The following is a 20453-nucleotide window of genomic DNA, read 5'->3' as shown; positions in this document are numbered from 1 at the left end:
ACACCTTTCATGCCGATCAAATAGAAAAGGCCTTCCTTGAGTTCGGTGACTGCAAGGAAGGCCTATTTTCTTCTACGATGAATCGACTACGACGAGGGGTCGTAAAGGGTGATTCAACGTTGTATTACATTGGATTTAGCGGACAGCGCGCCGCATCCCCACAAATTAATTAAATCCTGCGAAGATAATGACAAGAAGGATGAACAGGACAAGGATAATCAGAAAACCATCGTCTTCAAATAAACCGCCATTCCATAAGCTCATGTAACCTTCCTCCTTTCGCTGTGTTCCTTTTCAGTCTATGAATTGATTTGCGAAAGGGTATAGACGGCCGTCTAATTTAGTGAGGAAATTCTTTTTTTGCTATTTGCCCAATTACCTAAATGGTCATGAAGCAATGAGGTTAACGATAAACTGTATTAAGACGTTTTTGGAGAGGGGCTTCACTGGATGAAAAAAATGCAAGAGAAGATCCAACGGTGGATTAAAGGCAATCGGCAATCGAGTATTGATTTTTTAGGCGAGTTAGTACAGGCGCAGAGCACGCAAGGGGATGAAGAGCAGGCCCAAAAAATAGTAGAACGCAAATTGCGTTCGTTAGGGTTTGATGTGGATGTTTGGGAACCTGCTGGAGACGAGTTGTTAGACCATGACTACTTTTATTCGCCGCGAACTGATTTTTCGGGTAGTCCGAATGTAGTCGGTTTGATGCGGGGGGCGGGAGGCGGTCGATCGATTATTTTAAACGGTCACATTGATGTCGTTCCTGAAGGGGACCACAAGCAATGGAAAGACCATCCCTATAGCGGAAAAATAGAAGACGGGAAGATGTATGGTCGCGGGGTTACAGATATGAAAGGCGGCAATCTTTCCTTACTGCTTGCGATGCAGGCAATCAAAGAATGCGGGATCAAGTTGAAAGGTGATGTCATTTTTCAAAGTGTTGTTGAAGAAGAAAGTGGAGGCGCGGGCACGTTAGCGGCAATTTTGAGGGGATATAAAGCAGATGCCGCTCTCATTCCAGAACCGACAAATATGCGGATTTTCCCTAAACAACAAGGCTCCATGTGGTTTCGGGTCCATGTGAAAGGGCGCTCAGCGCACGGGGGCACGCGCTATGAAGGGGTTAGCGCAATTGAAAAAAGCCTGCTTGTTATCGAACAAATTCGGCAATTGGAGACCGAACGCAATGAACGCATTACCGACCCGCTGTATGAGCGAACACCTATTCCAATTCCGATTAATGTCGGGGTGATAGAAGGCGGTAACTGGCCTTCCTCGGTTCCGGATGAAGTGAAGATTGAGGGGCGAATGGGCGTTGCGCCAGATGAAACAATGGAACATGCTAAACAAGATTTACAGCGCGCACTCGACAAATTGAGTGAAACGGATGCATGGTTTATCGAGCATCCACCTGCTCTGGAGTGGTTTGGCGGTCGCTGGGTTCCTGGAACGATTGATCTTGAACACGAACTTATGAATACATTAGTCGAACAATTCCGATCTGCGCGCGGGAGTGAGCCCATCATTGAAGCTTCTCCATGGGGGACGGATGGCGGATTACTAAGCAATGTTGGCGATACGCCAACGATCGTGTTTGGTCCGGGTGTAACGGATGTCGCTCACCATGCGGATGAGTATATTGTTTTGGATGAAGTGTTTGCTTGCGCGGAAATCGTTGCGTTTACGTTGCTGAGGTGGTGTGGCGTTGTGGAAAACGGAGGATAGACTCCTTTTTGTCTTCGCGGAAATTTACTTAGACAATAGCCGACTTCACCCTTCACAAAAGGACAGGTCGGCTCTTTCTTCCTTTTAGCGGCGCGTAACAATTATGTTAAAATGGGTAAATAAGGAGGGTGGCCGTGGATGTCAGAAAAAACAGTTGGAATTCATCAGGTTACACTGCCTTTGCCGTTCCGTTTGGACCATGTCCATTGCTATCTGGCGCAGGGAAACAATGGATGGACCATCATCGATAGCGGGTTACATACAGAAGAAACGGAGCAGGCTTGGAAGCGGGTATTCCGAGAATATAAAATTGACCCGAGGCGAGACGTTGAACGGATTGTTCTGACCCACTTTCACCCGGACCATTTTGGGTTTGCGGGAACATTGCAGGAATGGACAGGCGCAGCGGTACATATGAGTAAGCAAGGGAAAGCGCAGGCTTTGTCGACATGGACGGAACAACGTTATAAAGAAAACCGACGCTTTTATAGAGTGAATGGCCTGCCCGAACATCTAAATCAAGAGATGGCGAAAAATGATCAAATGTTTTTTTCGCTTACGCGGCCCTTCCCTCAAGATATTCAAGTCATTGAACAAACCGCTGTCCCGATAGGGGATCATTTGTATGAAGCGATTTCAACACCTGGGCATGCGGAAGGCCATCTTTGTTTCTATCAACCTGAGAGAAAAATATTGTTTGGCGGCGATCTATTATTAAAGAAGATTACGCCTAATGTATCTTATCTTGGAAAGGGAGACGACAATCCGTTAGCTTCTTTTTTAGTGTCAATGGAAGAAGTGAAGAAGAGGGAGATTGAGGTGACGCTACCAGGTCATGGACCTATTTTCCATGATACGCATGATCGAATCGAACAATTGATAGACCATCATCAGCAACGATTACGCGAGTTGTTCAACTTGATTGATCAGGAGTTGGATGCTTATCAAATTTGTCAAAAGTTGTTTCGGCGGGAGTTGTCTATCCATGAAATTCGTTTTGCGCTAGGCGAGACGATCGCCCATCTTCGCTACTTACAAGAAGCGAGTCAACTAACAAAAAGGGTGGATGCGAACGGAACAATTTTATATATGAGGTGAGGAAAATGAAATGGTTCGTAAGGTTTCTTATAAGTGGAGTTTCACTGTGGGCAGCGGCGTGGTTGTTAGATAGTATTCATCTGAGCGGGTTTGGCGCCGCTTTGGTAGCCGCTTTTATTTTGGGTCTAGTGAATATGACGATTAAACCGTTGTTAGTTATTTTTACGTTACCTGTCACAATTTTAAGTTTTGGCTTATTTTTACTCGTGATTAACGCTTTTACGTATTGGTTTACATCGCTTCTTGTGCCTGGTTTCGAGATCTACAGTATGTGGGGGGCATTTTGGGGCGCAATTATCACGACGATTGTGAGCAGTATTCTAAACGGAATGATTAAAGATTAAAAGACTAGGGCCCTTGCAAGGGCCCTAGTCGGTTCCTTATAACCCATTACGGTAAGCTATTCTTCCGTTAACGATTGTTAGCTTTGTTTGCGCGTCAAGAATTTTATCAACGTCTACGGTAAATAGGTTGCGGTCTAATACGGTTAGGTCACCGTATTTTCCAATTTCGATGCTGCCGCGTTCCTGTTCTTCCGTTGCCGTCTGGGCGCCGCCCAGCGTGAACAAGCGAATAGCTTCGAGGCGATTTAGTTTTTGCTGAACAAGATAGCCTGCGTGGGATTCTTTCGGTTTGCGACGGGTGATGGCGGCGTGAATTCCTAATAAAGGATCAAGCGGTTCGATCGGCGCGTCGCTGCCGCCTCCGCAAATAATTCCCGCGTCGATCAATGTTTTCCACGGATAAAGGAAGTCTGTCCGTTCAGGACCGACACGGTCTATTACCCAAGGAAAATCACTAGCGACAAATCGAGGTTGGATATCGACCGCGACATGGAGCTGTTTTAATCGTTCGATCTGTTCGGGTCGAATGACTTGGACGTGAATCAATCGATCGCGATAGGATGACGCTTTTTGAGCAGGGAAACGCTCCATTGAGCGCAAGGCAATTTCGATCCCGCCATCGCCAATGGCATGGACCGCAATCGGGATTTTCCGTTTGCGAGCCTGTTGGGTAAGGTGGTCGAACTCTGCTTGGGTATGCATCGCGATTCCGCTCGTTTGCGGAGAGTCATGGTATGGGGAGCTTAACAATGCAGTTCTCCCGCCAATCGCTCCGTCGGCAAATATCTTTACCGCCCCGATTCGCAGCCACTCGTCCCCGTCACCCGCTTTTAATTGCAGATCATCTAATTCAGGTAAATGCGGGTGGTAGATGAGATGGTTCGTTCGAAAAAGATGCCCCTCCTCGCGCAGTTCTCTGTATATACGCAGCAACGCATCCATCCTTCCTAAGTAACGTAAATCTTCCGTGTGCGCGGCGGTTAAACCGAGTTGAAGGGCGTGTTGGATCGCTTTTTGCGTAAAGGTTTTTTGGGCCTCGTAATCTGGTGTAGGTTGCGCCTCATAAAAAGGTTTAGCCGCTTGTTCATAGAGGAGCCCATTGAACCTCCCTGCTGTGTCCCGACCAAATGAACCATTTGGAGGATCATTTTGCCCGACCCTAATTCCAGCTCGTTGGAAAGCGTTCGTATTGGCAAGGTAAGCGTGGGTGCATGTTCGGGTTAAAAAAATCGGATGATTATCTGAGAGGGTGTCTAGTTCCTGGATGTTTGGGATCGACTGACATGGAAATTGATTTTCATCCCAGTTTAATCCGAGTACCCATTCCCCTGGCGGCGTTTGCTGGACTTGCTTTTTCAAAAGCGTGAACATCTCGGCTTTTGAAGAAGCGACAGACAAATCTAACATGGAGAGTCTCATCCCATGTCCAGGCAAGTGAAGGTGGTTATCTACGAAGCCTGGGTACACAAAAGCTCCCGCTAAGTCGATCACTGTTACATCGGGTCGGCAAAATTGGAGCATGATCTCAGACTTGGAACCGAAAGCGGCTATTCTTCCATTTTCAATATAGAGAGCTTCCACAGCTTGAAAATGAGCAGATGCAAAGATGGTTCCGTTGCTTAAAATTGTTTTCATTGGCTCCCTCCCGTGTTGTTCTTGTTATCGTTAGTTTAAAATATTTTTGCCGAAAAGTCTTGAGTAAGCAGTATAACATTTCGATGTAAAGGGGGTAGCGTTGGTGGGGAGAAAGTATGTGCTTGCGCTTGATCAAGGAACGACTAGTTCGCGGGCGATTTTATTCGATCATGCGGGAAAAATAGTGGGTTCGGCTCAAAAGGAATTTATACAGTATTATCCGCAACCCGGTTGGGTTGAACATGACCCTGTAGAAATTTGGGCGACGCAGTGGGAAGCGCTGCAAACGGTGTTGGCTGACCACCAGGTGTCTGCTGAGCAAATCGCCGCGATTGGCATTACGAATCAACGGGAGACAACGGTTGTGTGGGATCGTCAAACGGGTCAGCCTATTTACAATGCGATCGTTTGGCAAAGTAGACAAACAGCCGATATTTGTCATGATTTAAAGAAAAAAGGGTATGATCCGCTCATTCGCGAAAAGACGGGATTATTGATCGACGCTTATTTTTCAGGCACAAAAGCGCAGTGGATCCTTGATCAAGTGGCAGGGGCCCGAGAACGGGCGGAACGCGGTGAGCTTTTGTTTGGGACGGTAGACACGTGGTTGATTTGGAAGCTAACGGATGGAAAGAAACATGTCACTGACTACTCCAATGCCTCGCGGACGTTGCTGTTTAATATTCATACGTTGGAATGGGATGAGGAATTACTAGCGTTGATGTCGATTCCCCGTTCCATGCTGCCAGTTGTGAAGTCATCCAGCGAAATCTACGGAAACGTTTCTTCAACATGGTTGACAGGGGATATTCCAATCGCGGGGATTGCCGGTGACCAGCAGGCTGCTTTATTTGGTCAGGCCTGTTTTGAGAAGGGGATGGCCAAGAACACGTATGGAACCGGTTGTTTTATGCTGATGAACACCGGGGCTCAGGCTGTGCGCTCTCAACATGGTTTGCTGACAACGATCGCTTGGGGAATCGATGGTCAAATTGAATATGCGTTAGAGGGCAGTATTTTTGTGGCCGGGGCTGCTGTGCAATGGTTGCGAGACGGGTTGAAGATTATTAAACAAGCGGCGGATTCAGAGGATCATTGTCTGGCCATTCCAGATAATGAAGGGGTCTATTTTGTGCCCGCCTTTGTTGGGCTCGGCGCGCCTTACTGGGATATGGACGCGAGAGGGGCGATCTTTGGTCTGACTCGCGGCGTGACACAAGCGCATATCACGCGAGCCGCTGTCGAGTCGCTCGCCTATCAAACGAGAGATGTGTTAGAGGCGATGGAGGCAGACAGCGGGATTCAATTGCAACGGTTAGCGGTTGACGGCGGCGCCGCGGCGAATGACTTTTTGATGCAATTTCAGGCAGATCTATTAAATACGTTAGTCGAGCGGCCCGCTGTTCAGGAAACGACCGCGCTTGGAGCGGCTTATCTGGCCGGTTTAGCGGTTGGGTTTTGGGAAAGCAAACAGGAAATTGTAGGGAATAAGGAGATCGAGCAGCGCTTTCAGCCAGCCATGGACAGGCTTGTCCGTGAACGGCTTTATGCGGGTTGGAAGCAGGCGGTGGCGTCTACTTTGAGTTTTAAGCATTAGACAGTTCAATATTGTTGGCATTGTCGCAATCAAGAAAACAAGTGCTTAACGCTCATTTTTTTGGTATCCTATTCTCCATAGAATAACGAGGAGATGATGATCGGTGACATTGGGTGTTATTATGGCGATTAGTATTGGAATGTGTATTGGAATGATCGGTTTATCGCTAGCCTATTTAAAAGGAGGCTATTCGTACAAACAAACCGTGGATGAACTTCCCAAACAAGACATACAAGAATAGAACAGCAGACCATACCCTTTATACTGATAAAGGGGAATGGCGCTACATAAAATAGAAACCGCTTTCACAAAAAAAGGAGGTTAAATAACATGGAAGTGAAGACAACGACAGAAACCATTTCAGAACTTGCCGCGGATTGTCTTGTCCTGACAATGTACGAAGGGCAACAAAGCGCAAAAGGATCTTTGAAAGAAGTAGACGAGGCTCTTCAAAACCGCCTTTCCGAATTAATCGCGTCTGGAGAAGTGAAAGGAAAATTTGGGGAAATGACGCTGTTGTACAACTGGGGTCAAATTCCCGCGAAACGTACGCTGGTTGTGGGGGTTGGCAACGAGCAAAAATTTACGCTAGATAAGCTGCGTGATGCGCTCGGTATTGCTGCCCGTTTTGTTCGGGATAAAGGAATCAGCCGCTTCACTTTTAGTGTTTCTGAGCAGTTAGGAGAACCGACGAAGGTGGTCCGCGCGGCGATTGAAGGGGTTGAACTTGGCGCCTACCGATTTGCGGGATACAAGCAAGCGACGCAATCAAAGGATACATTTGAAGAGATGACGCTTGTGATTGATGCCGCGTTGGATCAGGAGTCGATTCAGAAAGCGATCAAACGAGCGAAAGCCGCAGCAGAGGCGACCAAGCTTGCTCGAGATCTCGTTAATGAGCCGAGTAATCTATTGACGCCTGCCGCATTAGCTAGAAGGGCTGAAGAAGTAGCGTTACGAAGAAATCTAGAAGTTAATGTGTTACATAAACAGGAAATCGAACAGATGGGAATGGGCGCGCTTTTGGCCGTCGGAAAGGCGGGGGCTAATGAGCCAAAAATGATCGTGATGAAGTATCACGGGAATCCAGCGAGCAAGGAAGTGATTGGTCTCGTTGGAAAGGGAATTACCTTTGATACAGGCGGGATCCAGGTGAAGCCTGATGAAGGCATGGAAGAAATGAAAACCGATATGGGTGGAGCGGCAGCGGTCATCGCCGCCATGGACGGAATCGGGGCCTTGCAACCGCAAACGAACGTGATCGCTGTTGTGCCCGCTTGCGAAAATATGGTTGCTGGCAATAACGTTAAACCATCCGATGTGATACCCTCCTTTTCGGGAAAGACGATCGAAGTCATCCACACAGACGCAGAGGGGAGATTGATCTTGGCTGATGGCGTTGCCTATGCGAAACATCTCGGGGCAACGAAGTTAGTCGATGTCGCGACGTTAACGGGATCGGTGATTTCCGCATTGGGCTATGCGGCGACCGGGTTAATTACGAATCAAGCGACGTGGGCGGATCAGGTGAAGCAAGCGGCTCAAGTAACGGGAGAAAAAGTGTGGGAACTTCCGAACTTTGAAGAATATCAAGAATACCTTGAAAGTGAGATTGCGGATCTGAAAAATGACGCGGGTCGTCCAGCCGGATGTATCCAAGGCGGTATTTTTATTGGCGCCTTTGCTGAAGATACGCCATGGGTTCATTTGGATATAGCGGGTACCGTGACCACGAAAAAAGATCAGGGACATCATCCGGCTGGAGCGACTGGTGTGATGACGCGAGCCTTGCTTGAATTGATTGCCCCGAGCGACTCTATTTAAGCGCGCAAAATGATATAAAAAAGCATCGTTTATACACTTTACAAAACCCCTTTTCGACTGTAAGATATAGTTGCATAATGCGATATGATGCGCTATGAATTTGCTAAGTCTTAATAGGATTGAGGGGAGCATCAGTTTTTTGTGCGTTCCCGCTTTTCTACTTACCCCGTAATAATAAACATAATGGTTCACCGCTTTTTTGGCTTTTGGCTTTTGTTGTATATGTAGCTTAGCAGCATTTGTCTTTAGAGATACTTAAGTCAATTTGGGGAGGCTTAGATCGATGAATGAAGTCGTGAAAAGGCGCTTGGAAGAGAATCTGGGGCATGTGATTGAAATTCAAACGAAGTCAAAAGGGAAGATCAAAGGTTTGCTTAGCTGGATCAGTCCGGATTGTTGCATGGCGGAGGTCAAATTGCATACCGGCGAAATCAACACGGTGTTGGATACCCAAATCAAGAGTATTCGCAAAATATAGGGAGCTTGATAAGATGCGCTTGGTTAAACCGAAGGCGTTATCGTTAGGCGACACGATTGGCGTGATTGCGCCTGCGAGTCCCGTTTTGGATAAGGTTGCGAGAACGGCGCTCACTGCGCTTCAGGATTTCGGGTTTAATCTGAAACTAGGCGACACGGTGAGCGCCCAATACGGTTACTTAGCGGGATCGGATCAGCTGCGGGCCAACGATATCAATCGAATGTTTGCTGATCCAGAGGTAAAAGCGATCTTTTGTATGCGTGGGGGTTATGGAACGCCTCGAATTTTGGAAGCGATTGATTATGATCTCATTCGGCGTTGTCCCAAAGTGTTTGTCGGGTATAGTGATATTACAGCGTTACACCTCGCTATCTTGAAATATGCGGGGCTTGTCACGTTTCACGGACCGATGATCGCGGAATTGGCGAATGAGCCTGCCCCGATGACATGGCCGACTTTATTCCAACATGTGATGGATCCTTGTCCATGGGGCCGTTATGTTGAGCCGAAAGATATGTTGCAATGCGTCATGACCCCAGGGATGGCAACAGGACCGTTAGTTGGAGGGAATTTAAGCTTGATTTGCGCTACGTTAGGCACTCCCTACGAGATCGAGACGACAGGTCGGATTTTATTTCTCGAAGATGTAGGCGAGGAACCTTATGCAATCGATCGGATGTTGAGTCAATTGAAACTTGCGGGGAAGTTGCAAGTTTCAGCTGGAATCGTTCTAGCTGACTTTGATCCTGCCCCATCGCCGCCCAAAAAGAAAAGTCTTACGCTTGAGCAAGTGTTTGCGGATATTTTAAAACCGTTAGGAATCCCTTGCTATTATGGACTGAAGGCGGGGCATTGCGACCCCAATTTAACGATGCCCATTGGCGTTGAAACAAGACTGAATGCTGCTGAAGGCTGGATTGAATTCCTTGAAGGCGGAGTAGTCTAAATAAAAACGGTCTCCATGATGGGAGGCCGTTTTCTGTTTTTGACGGAAGTCCCAACGAGATCTTCGGAACAAGATTGTGTTTTCGAAAATAACTATGTAAAATAGAACGATGGATTTTGATGATGCAAGGAGACTTTTATGACGGATAAAAATAAAAATAATTTAAAAAAGGAAATTGAACGCAGGCGAACCTTTGCGATCATCTCTCACCCGGATGCGGGAAAAACGACCTTGACGGAGAAATTGCTTTTGTTTGGCGGGGCAATCCGATTGGCGGGAGCGGTTAAAGGGCGTAAAGCGCAAAAGACGGCGACATCTGACTGGATGGAGATTGAGAAGCAAAGAGGGATTTCGGTTACTTCAAGCGCGATGCAATTTACTTATCAGGGGATCAAAGTGAATATTCTTGATACCCCCGGTCACCAAGACTTTAGTGAAGATACGTATCGAACGGTCACTGCCGCGGATTGCGCGGTGATGTTGCTTGATGCGTCGCGTGGGGTGGAGGAACAGACGAAGAAACTATTTGCGGTCTGTCGTATGCGCGGGATCCCTATTTTTACATTTATCAATAAACTGGACCGTGATGGGAAAGAGCCGCTGGAATTGTTGGAAGAATTAGAGGAAGTGCTCGATATTCGCTCGTGTCCGATGAATTGGCCGATTGGAATGGGTCATGATTTTAAAGGGATTTACGATCGAAATCTAAATCGGGTTGAGCTCTATAAACATGGTAGCTATCATGAAAGGGACGAGGTGGAAGTGGTTGACGGAAATCGCTCCGCTTTACTTGATTTGTTAGGTGAATCCCTTTATGAAAAGGTCATGGAAGACATCGAATTGTTGGATATAGCGGGGGATCCATTTGATATGGAGCAAGTGCAAAAGGGCGAGCTTACGCCTGTGTTTTTTGGTAGCGCGATCAACAATTTTGGTGTGCAAACCTTTTTGGACCATTTTCTAAAATTGGCGCCGGCTCCCGTTGCGAGGGTGAGTGACATCGGACCGATTGAACCGACGAACGAGCATTTTTCAGGCTATGTCTTTAAAATTCAAGCCAATATGAATCCGGCTCACCGTGATCGAATCGCATTTTTGCGGATATGTTCAGGGGTCTTTACGAAGGGAATGGCTGTTTCCCATGTTCGAGCTGGAAAAACGATTAAGCTTTCCCAACCGCAACAGTTTTTTGCTCAGGATCGTGAAATGGTGGAAGATGCTTATCCAGGAGATATTATCGGGTTATATGATCCGGGAGTTTTCAAAATTGGCGATACGCTTTGCGCGGGGGCTAATTTTGTCTACGACGAAATGCCAGAGTTTGCTCCAGAACATTTCGCTCGGGTGACGGTTAAAGACGCCATGAAATACAAGCAATACCATAAAGGTGTCGATCAATTGACTGATGAAGGCGCGATTCAAATATATCGGTCCTATAACTCGGGTATGGATGAAATGATATTAGGGGTTGTCGGTGTGCTTCAATACGAGGTGTTTGAGTATCGGATGAAGGCTGAATACGGCGTGGATGTGACGATGCAGCACCTCCCCTATGAGTACGCCCGTTGGATTGGCGGAACCAAAAAACAGGTAGAGGGCTTTGCCGGCGGCAGTAATGTAGTCGTTCGGGATAAAGAAGATCGACTGGTCGCTTTATTCCAAAATGAGTTTGGTTTACGCTGGGCTCAAGAACGATATCCTGAACTTGAGTTTTACGATACGCCGCTAAAATGATGGACGAAAGCTTATAAATAGGCTGGATAAAAGGGTATTCCTGTGGAGTGCCCTTTTTGTTTTGAAAAAAAGCGAAACTTTTTTAAGCTTGTTTCGTAATATTTCTTATAAGCAATCGTTTTAAGTTAGTGTAGATGAATGACTGCCGTAAGGTAATAGATATATTTATAAAAGGAGTAGTTGAAGATGGGAAACAAAGGTATCGAAACAAACCCTGGAAGACCCTGTCCCGTTTGCCAAGAGCGCGCGCAAGTTAATTATATTTTAAGAGAAAAACATTGGTATTGTTTACAGTGTGATACAGAATTCGATGGCGATGGGGTCATCTACATTTACGATGATAAAGGTGAGTTGGTTGAGTTAATTACGGACAAGCCTAAAATATGGGATCAGTTAAAAGTTGGGAAGACGAAGCGGAAATTGATCTTTACAACGACAGCTTAGTGTGACTAGTAACAAGCCTATGGCGGCAAGAGGGAGGGAACCTCAGATCTTAGCGTCATAGGCTTGCTTTGGTTTGACAGTTCCTTTTTTAGATAGGCGGCATACCTTAGTCATGAGGCGATAATTTAATGAAGAGGGGATGCCGATGAAAAAGAAACAGAAAGGTTTTTCAACATTAGCGATCCATGCGGGACAAATTGTGGAGCCCCAGACAGGCTCATTAACCACACCCATTTATCAAACATCTACGTTCGTATTTGATTCATTAGAGGATGGCGCGCAAAAATTTGCGGGAGAAAAGCCAGGTTATATTTACTCGCGGCTTGGCAATCCAACCGTAGCTCTGTTTGAGCAAAAGATGGCTGCTTTAGAAAATGGCGAAGCTGCGCTCGCATTTAGCTCAGGTATGGGGGCCATTTCCGCTTTAATGATTGGACTGATTAAGAGTGGTGAACATATTCTTTGCTCACGCGGTTTGTATGGTTGCGCCTATGGGTTATTGGTCATGTTGAAGGAGCGATTTGGTGTTGAATTCAGTTTAGTGGATATGCGCGATGAACAGCAGGTTGCAAACGCGATTCAACCGAATACGCGGCTGATCTATATTGAAACACCGATCAATCCTACGCTGGAAATGGCGGACTTGCGAAAAATTTCAAAACTGGCTAAACAACATAACGCAAAGCTGATTGTGGATAATACATTTATGACCCCTTATTTGCAGCGTCCATTAGAAATGGGAGCAGACTTTGTGGTCCACAGCGCGACGAAATATATAGGTGGACATGGAGACCTGATCGCGGGGGTTGCCGTCGGATCAAAGCGTGAGATGGACCGATTGCGTCAAACGACCCTCAAAGATGTCGGGTCAGCGCTTGGACCGAATGAAGCCTTTCTATTAAACCGAGGGTTAAAGACGCTTAGTATTCGGATGGATCGCCACTGCGCGAATGCCCTAGAGGTCGCGAAGTTTTTGGAAAAACATCCGCGCGTGAAAAGTGTTTACTATCCAGGTCTCGCGACATTTAGACAATATGAGCTTGGTTGTCGTCAATTGAATGATTTTGGTGGGTTGGTTAGTTTTGAGATCGAGGGTGGAACAACACAAGTTGCCGAGATTATAAATCAATTGAAAATGATCAAAATAGCTGTCAGCCTAGGGGATGCGGATAGTTTAATCCAACACCCGGCGACGATGACCCATGCGGTGGTCCCGCCCGAAGTCCGAGCTGCGATGGGGATTTCCGATGGATTGATTCGCTTGTCCGTGGGGATTGAAGATGTTGAAGACATTATTGACGATCTGAACCTCGGGTTAAAATAACGATCGTGTTGCGTTCACTCCCCTCTAAAAATTATAATGGTGTAAAATGGGAGGCCAAAGGCGCGACCTCGGCTTTTAGAAGGCTTCGGCGGATGGGATGTCGCAAATTACTAGATCGCGAGGGCCCTTCCTGTCTTGCGTTTGTTGATCACCGCGGGAAAATCTGGACCTAGATTCGCCGAAGTGTAATTCATTAAGGAGCATGATTAATGCGTGACTTTTTTTCCCTTCAATTGAAGTTAGTTCCCGATCTAATCCATGTCATGCAAAGGCGGTTGCATGTATTGCGTAATATTTATCTCCAACAGCCAATCGGTCGGCGGAGTTTAGCCGCTTCCTTAAACACGACAGAAAGAATTCTTCGCGGCGAAGTCGAGTTTTTAAAAGAGCAAGGCTTCGTTCGGGTGGAGAATGTCGGCATGTCTTTAACGGACGAGGGTTTAACGACTTTAGAGTCGCTGGAATCGATGATTAAGGATCTTTATGGCTTATCTGAATATGAAACGAAGTTGCAAGAAATTTTAAATGTTAAACGCGTAATCGTGGCGCCAGGTCAATCAGCGATGTCGGATTTGGACAAAAAAGAGTTAGGGCGGACGGCCGCAAGCCTTCTGTTGTCTGTGTTGAGTGAAGATGATATCGTTGCGGTCACAGGCGGCTCAACCGTGGCGATGATGGCTGAGATGATGAACTCGGGGTCTTCTTTATACCCGAGTGTTTTATTCGTCCCGGCTCGTGGCGGACTGGGTGAAAATGTGGAATTGCAAGCAAGCCATATTGCGGCGCGTTGCGCGAGTAAACTCGGGGCCCAGTATCGTATGTTCCACGTATCCGATTTTTTGGGCGCTGCTGCTTATGAAATGTTGCAAAAGGATCCTTATATTCGTGAGATGTTGACGTTGATCCGTTCCGCAAAAATTGTTGTTCACGGGATTGGTCAAGCAATGGAAATGGCTATTCGGCGCAAAGCGCCAGATGAAATTTTAACGATATTAAAAAATGGCAATGCCGTTGGCGAGGCATTTGGTTATTATTTTGATCAAGATGGGAATATCGTCTACAGAATGGAAACGATGGGGTTGCAGCTGGAGCAGATCAAGAGCGCCCGCGTTGTCGTTGGGTTAGCTGGCGGAGCGGGCAAAGCGAAGGCAATTGACGCGATCGCCAAAAGTGGTCTTATGGATGTTTTGATTATGGATGAATCAGCGGCGAAAGGCATCCTAGCGCTCTATTTATAATTGTAATCAAGGGTGATCCATGTCTTTACAGGGATTGTGTGATAGAATAGCCTGAAAGGCAAGAAAGTTGTCAGTATTCGCTATTTGAGCTAAAATAAAAACTGGAATTAACTGCATTTACAAAGAAGTCCCTGTTATTTATAGTAGTGGAATAAATATTTTGAATTAAACCGTTAAAGGGCTAAGAATCCAAACAGAAGGGAACGATCCCATGAATAAAAAAGTCTATGCGGGCATCGATCTTGGGGGCACAACGATTAAAATGGGTATTTGCTCAACGGACGGAGCGGTGATTGGCGAGACTAAACACCCTACCCCGAAGGGCCCTTATCAGGATGTGTTTCGGACTTTTCAGCAATTATTATCGGATCTTTTACTTCAAGCGGGCTTATCCATTCATGATGTAATAGGAGTAGGTGTGGGGGTTCCAGCGTTATTAGATGTAAAAAAGGGGTACGCTTTTGAAATTGTCAATCTTGGTTGGCGGAATGTGCCGATTAAATTTGAACTTGAGCGATATTTAGGGGTATCCTGTTTTGTAGACAATGACGCCAACGTTGCTGCTTTAGGCGAGATGTGGCAAGGGGCCGGAAGAGGGGCTGCGCATTTAATCTGTGTGACCGTTGGAACGGGAATTGGCGGCGGCCTCATTTTAAATGGCGATATTTTTCACGGAGCTGTCGGATTAGCGGGTGAAATCGGGCATCTTAAGGTTAGGCCTGAAATCGGACGCCGTTGTAATTGCGGGAACATCGGTTGCCTAGAAACAGAGGCTTCCGCTACGGCGATCGTTTTTTATGGTCGGACGGCTGTTGAATCGGGAGAAGCTACCCAGTTACGGCAGATTTTAGACCAATCGAGAGGTTCCCTTACAGCGAGGGACGTGGTTGACGCGGCGAAGAACGGTGATTTAGTTTCCATTAAGATCATGGAGCGAGTGAGTCACTATCTTGGTTTAGCGCTAGCTAATCTCTCGAATACGCTTAATCCAGAAAAGATTGTTATCGGTGGCGGCGTGTCGCGCGCGGGTTCTTTTTTCCTCAATCCGATTCGGGATCAATTTCGTACATATGCGTTAGATCAAGTGGCTCGGAGCGTTGAGCTCTTGCCGGCTGAACTTGGGAATACGGCAGGTTGGCTAGGCGCGGCTTGGCTTGTACATAGAAATCTAGGAGAAGATGGAGGAAATTAACTGAATGAAAAAAATCGCTGTTTTGACAAGCGGTGGAGATGCCCCGGGAATGAATCCCGCGATCCGCGCGATCGTAAGAAGAGGAATTTTTCAAGGCATGGAGATCTTTGGGGTGAGACTGGGATTTGAAGGCCTTGTGCGCGGTGATTATTTTTCCATGGATTTAGGGAGTGTTGGCGACATCATTCATCGTGGCGGGACGATGTTGCGTAGCGCTCGATGCCCACAGTTTCGGGAAGAGGAAAGTCAACAGGAAGCTCTACGGCAATTGAGAGCGGCCGGGATTGAGGGGCTCATCGTAATTGGCGGAGATGGTTCTTTTCAAGGCGCTGCCCAGTTAACGAAAAGGGGATTTCCTACAATCGGTATTCCTGGGACCATCGATAATGATATTCGCGGTACGGAATATACCATTGGATTTGATACAGCTGTGAATACAGTTGTCGAGGCCATTGATAAAATAAGAGATACAGCATCATCCCATGAACGAACGTATGTGATCGAAGTTATGGGGCGAGATGCTGGGGATATAGCCCTATGGTCAGGGCTGTGCGTTGGAGCGGAGTCAATTTTGATTCCTGAAGCTCCTTATGATGTCGAGGACGTCATCGCGCGAATCGATCACGGAAATAGGCGTGGAAAGAGACATAGCATTATTGTCGTTGCGGAAGGAGTTTGCAGCGGCATGGAAATTGCCAAGAGCTTAGAAGCGCGCGCGGGATTAGAAACGAGAGTGACTGTTTTAGGTCATCTGCAGCGCGGAGGTTCCCCAACTGCTTACGATCGAATGATCGCTAGCAAGATGGGGGCTCAGGCAGTGGATCTGTTGCTCGAAGGGGAAAAAGAGGGCATGATTGGAATTCAATCTGGAAAGCTTGTCCATGTTTCCTTTGACCCGACGAATAAGCGACAAGGTCTTGACCTGTCTGTTTATCACTTGGCAAGAAGTTTATCAATATAGGATGAGGTGTGGTTATGAGAAAGACGAAGATCGTATGTACAATTGGACCAGCAAGTGAACAACCGGAAGTATTAAGAGAGCTTATGTTAGCGGGAATGAATGTTGCTCGACTTAACTTCTCCCACGGAACGCATGAGGACCATGCAATGCGAATTGATCGCATTCGAGAAGTGGCTAAAGAATTAAATCATAACATTGCGATTATGTTGGATACGCAAGGACCTGAAATTCGAATCGGTGTGTTTGAAGACGATCAAATTGTTTTAAACGACGGTGATATTTTTACTTTAACACCAGAGAAAATTGAAGGAACACAGGAAAAAGTAAGTGTTTCGTATCAAAATATTGCCAACGACGTTCATGTCGGATCGACTGTCTTAATTGATGACGGACATGTTGAATTGGTGGTAGAAGAAATTAAAGGGAATGATATCGTTTGCCGCGTAGTCGATGGCGGTGTTGTTAAAAACCGAAAAGGCGTTAACTTGCCTGGAGTTAAGGTGAACCTACCAAGTATTACGGCAAAAGATGTTGAAGATATTGCGTTTGGCGTTAGCAAAGGTGTCGATATTATTGCGGCTTCCTTTGTGCAAAAAGCGGCGGACGTGTTTGAGATGCGTCAATTATTACAAGAGCATGGCGGTAACCATATCTCGATCATGGCTAAAATAGAAAACGAAGAAGGCGTAAGGAACACCGATGAAATCTTGGCGGCAGTTGACAGTGTAATGGTTGCCCGCGGTGATTTAGGAGTGGAGATTCCGGCGGAAGATGTGCCATTGATTCAAAAGAAGTTAATTGAGGCGTGTAATCGAGTCGGTAAACCTGTCGTTACAGCTACTCACATGCTTGATTCAATGGAAAAGAATCCGCGACCAACGCGCGCGGAAGCAACAGACGTAGCCAATGCTATCTTTGACGGTACTGACGCGATCATGTTGTCGGGCGAGTCTGCAGCGGGTAAATATCCGGTTGAATCGGTAAAAACAATGGATCGAATTGCTCGCAGTGTTGAAAATTCTCCGCTTTATCAAGAGCGCGCAAGGGACTGGCAAGGTGACAAGATGACGATTACGGATGTGATGGGGCAGGCTGTTTATTCAGCTGCATCCTCTTTACACGCGGCTGCGATTTTAACTCCGACTGAGAGTGGTTACACAGCAAATACAGTTTCCAGACTACGTCCATCTTGTCCTATTGTAGCGGTAACTCCGCATAAGCATGTTGTAAACCAACTGTTATTGAATTGGGGCGTTTATCCGATTTTATTTGATAGCGCGGATAACACGGATGAGATGATGGAAAAGGCGATCCAAGCTGCTGTTGGCGAAAAGATTATTAAGCATGGTGATCTAATCGTTATTTCAGCGGGAGTGCCTGTAAGAGAACCGGGTAATACAAATATGTTGAAAGTTCATGTCGTTGGAAAAGTTGTGGCGCGCGGACGTGGTTTTGGCGATACGTCTGTCACGGGTAAAGTTGTCATTATGGGCGAGCCTGGTTGGCAAGATCTTGTTGATGAAACAACTGTGCTTGTCGCTAAATCGACCGATAAAGGAGTCATTTCCTTTATTGAAAAGGCGGCTGCTTTGGTTACGGAAGAAGGCGGTCTCACATCACACGCCGCAATCGTTGGCCTAAATTTAGACAAGCCAGTAATCATCGGCGCTGAATCGGTAACCACGTTATTGAAACAGGGTGATGAAGTAACGGTAGACCCTCATCAAGGACATATTTACCACGGCTTTTCAAGCGTACTATAAGAGATTATTTAGTAAGAGAGAGGGGCTTCTTCTAACCACGATTGGTTTGGAGGAGGCCTTTTTTCTTCTTTATTTAAAAATGTATGAATGATTGAATGAGTGAAGGAGGTTTATAGCAATGATTAAAGGAATTGGCATTGATATTAGTGACAAACGACGCATTGAATCATCTGTCTCGCGATTAGGCGATCAGTTTTTGACGCGCATATTAACTCCTCGCGAAATAGAAGAGATGCCGCAGGGCACTCGTCGGATCAGTTATGTGGCGGGAAGATTCGCAACTAAGGAAGCTTTCGCAAAAGCAACGGGCTGGGGAATCGGAGAGAGATTGAGCTGGCAAGATATGACGATTACGAGCGACGAATGGGGAAAGCCCGTTCTGCTTCTTTCGGAGAAGTGGTTGGAAACGTATGATCCGCAGCATCGGATGCGTTTTCATATTTCTATCAGTCATGAAAAAGACTATGCTGTCGCGCAGGCGATTATCGAAGAAATTTAACGTGAATAAGACTTGTCAGCATAATTGGACATGTTCATACATAAATATATATCGCAGGATTAGGAGGGAAAATTGTGTATTTGGTGAATGCGCGGCAAATGCGAGAAATGGATCGCTTCGCCATAGAGAAAATCGGCATTCCTAGCATTGTACTCATGGAAACGGCGGGTCAAGCCGTTGCCCAAGAAGTGGAACAGAGGTACCCGCAAGCGCGCCTTGTCGTCATTGCTGGTCACGGGAATAATGGCGGGGATGCGTTCGTGCTATCCAGGCATTTGCAAAATAGAGGTTTTGCGGTTAACACATGGCTGGTCGGTTCTGAAGAGAAGATGACAGCAGATACGGCGATCGCCTATCGGGCGTTGGTTCAAAGTCGTGTCCATGTCCAAAAACTCACACCCAAATCGTGGAATCTATTCTGTCGCGAACTTAGCGGGGCGGACGTTATTATCGATGGACTTGTCGGTACGGGGATAAAAGGGTCCCTCCGCGAAGAGGCTGCGCGCGTAGTTATGGAAATAAACAAGCGCAAAGATCGGGCTGCAATCGTTTCGGTCGATATCCCAAGCGGAATTAACGCGGATAATGGCGTCATTTCTTCCGTGGCCGTGAGCGCGGACCTAACCGTTACGTTTGCTTGTCCGAGATGGGGACATTTTTTGTTTCCGGGGGCGGGCCATTGTGGTCGCTTGATTGTTCGCGATATTGGCATCCCCGCGTGGGTGGGGGAGGAGTTGGGAATCAAGGCTCGTTTGCTTCAAGATGAATTTATATCTACATTGATCCCAAAACGAGCGAGACATTCCCATAAAGGTTCCTATGGACATGTGTTGGTTATAGCGGGTTCTCAATCTTATGTCGGCGCCCCAGCGTTAACCGCATTAGGAGCGATTCGTTCGGGAGCGGGGATGGTGACGCTTGCGTTGCCTGAGTCAATTCAATCGATGGTTGTCGGTCTAACACCTGAAGCTGTTTATTGGCCATGGGCGGATAAAGCAGGCAGCTTTGCCCCGCATAGCTGGGAAGCGTTGCGGGCAACGAATCAACCTCGTTATGATTGCGTTGTCGTCGGTCCAGGACTTGGGCATGAAGTGGATATTGACTGGTTAAAGCAAGTGATTGACCGCACGTCAGGTCCGTTATTGCTCGATGCGGATGCATTGAATCTGCTAGGTCAAGACCTCACGCTGACTGAAAATCGGATGCCTGTGATTCTCACGCCGCATCCTGGAGAAATCGCCCGCATAATGAAAATGACCGTACAGGAAGTGGAAGAAAACCGCCAGCAAATTGCCGTGAAATTTGCCCGTCAACATCGAGTGTACCTGGTGTTAAAGGGGACTTATTCGATCATTGCCACTCCGCAAGGGACTTGTTTTGTCAGTCCGCGCGGGAGCTCTTCTTTAGCCAAAGGTGGCTCAGGAGATGTATTGTCAGGAATGATCGCTTCTTTTATTAATCAGACGGGCGATGTTTTAGCGGGTCTTCAGTGCGCAGTCTATGTACATGGAATGGCCGGGGAACTGATGGATGAATATAGCGGCGGCGCATCTGATCTCGGTTTATGGATCGGTCAAGCCCTTCAAGCGCTCGCGCAAAAAGATCGCGATAACCATACACTTTAACCCCGCTCGCGGGGGAAACCCTC

19 protein-coding genes are annotated in these 20453 nt (G+C 46.8%); 17 read left to right on the top strand and 2 right to left on the bottom strand.

Features of this window, described 5'->3' with window-relative positions; translation table 11 throughout:
• Positions 1-165: 165 nt before the first annotated feature.
• Positions 166-264, bottom strand: coding sequence for a sporulation protein YjcZ (locus tag BEP19_RS11670; protein WP_120190099.1), 99 nt, complete (start codon positions 262-264; stop codon positions 166-168).
• 186 nt (positions 265-450) lie between these two features.
• Between BEP19_RS11670 and BEP19_RS11665 the strand changes: the two genes are divergently transcribed.
• The 3 genes from BEP19_RS11665 to BEP19_RS11655 all read left to right on the top strand — a co-directional run bounded on the left by BEP19_RS11665 (position 451) and on the right by BEP19_RS11655 (position 3170).
• Positions 451-1728: a peptidase gene (locus BEP19_RS11665; RefSeq protein ID WP_120190098.1), complete on the top strand. Its 1278-nt coding sequence runs from the start codon at positions 451-453 to the stop codon at positions 1726-1728.
• 138 nt (positions 1729-1866) lie between these two features.
• Positions 1867-2826 carry an MBL fold metallo-hydrolase gene (locus BEP19_RS11660; RefSeq protein WP_120190097.1) on the top strand — a complete coding sequence of 320 codons (960 nt, stop codon included), beginning with the start codon at positions 1867-1869 and terminating at the stop codon, positions 2824-2826.
• A 5-nt stretch (positions 2827-2831) separates the two neighbouring features.
• Entirely contained in the window at positions 2832-3170 is a 339-nt protein-coding gene (locus BEP19_RS11655; protein ID WP_120190096.1) for a phage holin family protein, read from the top strand.
• 36 nt (positions 3171-3206) lie between these two features.
• Here BEP19_RS11655 and BEP19_RS11650 read toward each other — a convergent pair whose 3' ends face one another.
• Positions 3207-4805 (bottom strand): amidohydrolase, encoded by a 1599-nt coding sequence (locus BEP19_RS11650; RefSeq protein ID WP_120190095.1) that lies wholly within the window; start codon positions 4803-4805, stop codon positions 3207-3209.
• 103 nt (positions 4806-4908) lie between these two features.
• Here BEP19_RS11650 and glpK point away from each other — a divergent pair, with 103 nt between their 5' ends.
• From glpK to BEP19_RS11580, 14 genes are all read left to right on the top strand, one after another.
• Positions 4909-6402: a glycerol kinase GlpK gene (gene glpK, locus BEP19_RS11645; protein ID WP_120190094.1), complete on the top strand. Its 1494-nt coding sequence runs from the start codon at positions 4909-4911 to the stop codon at positions 6400-6402.
• Between the two features lie 103 nt (positions 6403-6505).
• Positions 6506-6643: a YtzI protein gene (ytzI, locus tag BEP19_RS11640; protein ID WP_120190093.1), complete on the top strand. Its 138-nt coding sequence runs from the start codon at positions 6506-6508 to the stop codon at positions 6641-6643.
• A gap of 89 nt (positions 6644-6732) precedes the next feature.
• On the top strand, positions 6733-8226 hold the full coding sequence (locus tag BEP19_RS11635) for a leucyl aminopeptidase (protein WP_120190092.1): 1494 nt from the start codon (positions 6733-6735) through the stop codon (positions 8224-8226).
• Positions 8227-8509: 283 nt separating this feature from the next.
• Positions 8510-8704 carry a hypothetical protein gene (locus tag BEP19_RS11630; protein WP_120190091.1) on the top strand — a complete coding sequence of 65 codons (195 nt, stop codon included), beginning with the start codon at positions 8510-8512 and terminating at the stop codon, positions 8702-8704.
• A 13-nt stretch (positions 8705-8717) separates the two neighbouring features.
• On the top strand, positions 8718-9650 hold the full coding sequence (locus BEP19_RS11625) for a S66 peptidase family protein (RefSeq protein WP_120190090.1): 933 nt from the start codon (positions 8718-8720) through the stop codon (positions 9648-9650).
• A 138-nt stretch (positions 9651-9788) separates the two neighbouring features.
• Positions 9789-11384, top strand: a complete 1596-nt coding sequence (locus BEP19_RS11620; protein ID WP_120190089.1) for a peptide chain release factor 3 — start codon at positions 9789-9791, stop codon at positions 11382-11384.
• Positions 11385-11570: 186 nt separating this feature from the next.
• Positions 11571-11828: a hypothetical protein gene (locus BEP19_RS11615; RefSeq protein ID WP_120190088.1), complete on the top strand. Its 258-nt coding sequence runs from the start codon at positions 11571-11573 to the stop codon at positions 11826-11828.
• Positions 11829-11973: 145 nt separating this feature from the next.
• Entirely contained in the window at positions 11974-13152 is a 1179-nt protein-coding gene (gene megL / locus BEP19_RS11610) for a methionine gamma-lyase (RefSeq protein ID WP_120190087.1), read from the top strand.
• Between the two features lie 209 nt (positions 13153-13361).
• Positions 13362-14390 (top strand): sugar-binding transcriptional regulator, encoded by a 1029-nt coding sequence (locus BEP19_RS11605; protein ID WP_120190086.1) that lies wholly within the window; start codon positions 13362-13364, stop codon positions 14388-14390.
• Positions 14391-14601: 211 nt separating this feature from the next.
• Positions 14602-15582 (top strand): ROK family glucokinase, encoded by a 981-nt coding sequence (locus tag BEP19_RS11600; protein WP_120190085.1) that lies wholly within the window; start codon positions 14602-14604, stop codon positions 15580-15582.
• Between the two features lie 4 nt (positions 15583-15586).
• Complete coding sequence (gene pfkA / locus BEP19_RS11595) at positions 15587-16543, top strand: 6-phosphofructokinase (RefSeq protein ID WP_120190084.1); 957 nt, start codon at positions 15587-15589, stop codon at positions 16541-16543.
• Positions 16544-16557: 14 nt separating this feature from the next.
• Complete coding sequence (pyk, locus tag BEP19_RS11590) at positions 16558-18306, top strand: pyruvate kinase (RefSeq protein ID WP_120190083.1); 1749 nt, start codon at positions 16558-16560, stop codon at positions 18304-18306.
• Between the two features lie 118 nt (positions 18307-18424).
• Positions 18425-18805 (top strand): holo-ACP synthase, encoded by a 381-nt coding sequence (acpS, locus tag BEP19_RS11585; RefSeq protein ID WP_120190082.1) that lies wholly within the window; start codon positions 18425-18427, stop codon positions 18803-18805.
• A gap of 74 nt (positions 18806-18879) precedes the next feature.
• Entirely contained in the window at positions 18880-20430 is a 1551-nt protein-coding gene (locus tag BEP19_RS11580; RefSeq protein ID WP_120190081.1) for an NAD(P)H-hydrate dehydratase, read from the top strand.
• Positions 20431-20453: the final 23 nt, after the last annotated feature.

Origin of the sequence: Ammoniphilus oxalaticus, from assembly GCF_003609605.1 — a bacterium.
In the GTDB taxonomy this organism is placed as follows: domain Bacteria; phylum Bacillota; class Bacilli; order Aneurinibacillales; family RAOX-1; genus Ammoniphilus; species Ammoniphilus oxalaticus.
This window is presented reverse-complemented; position numbering and strand designations above follow the sequence as displayed.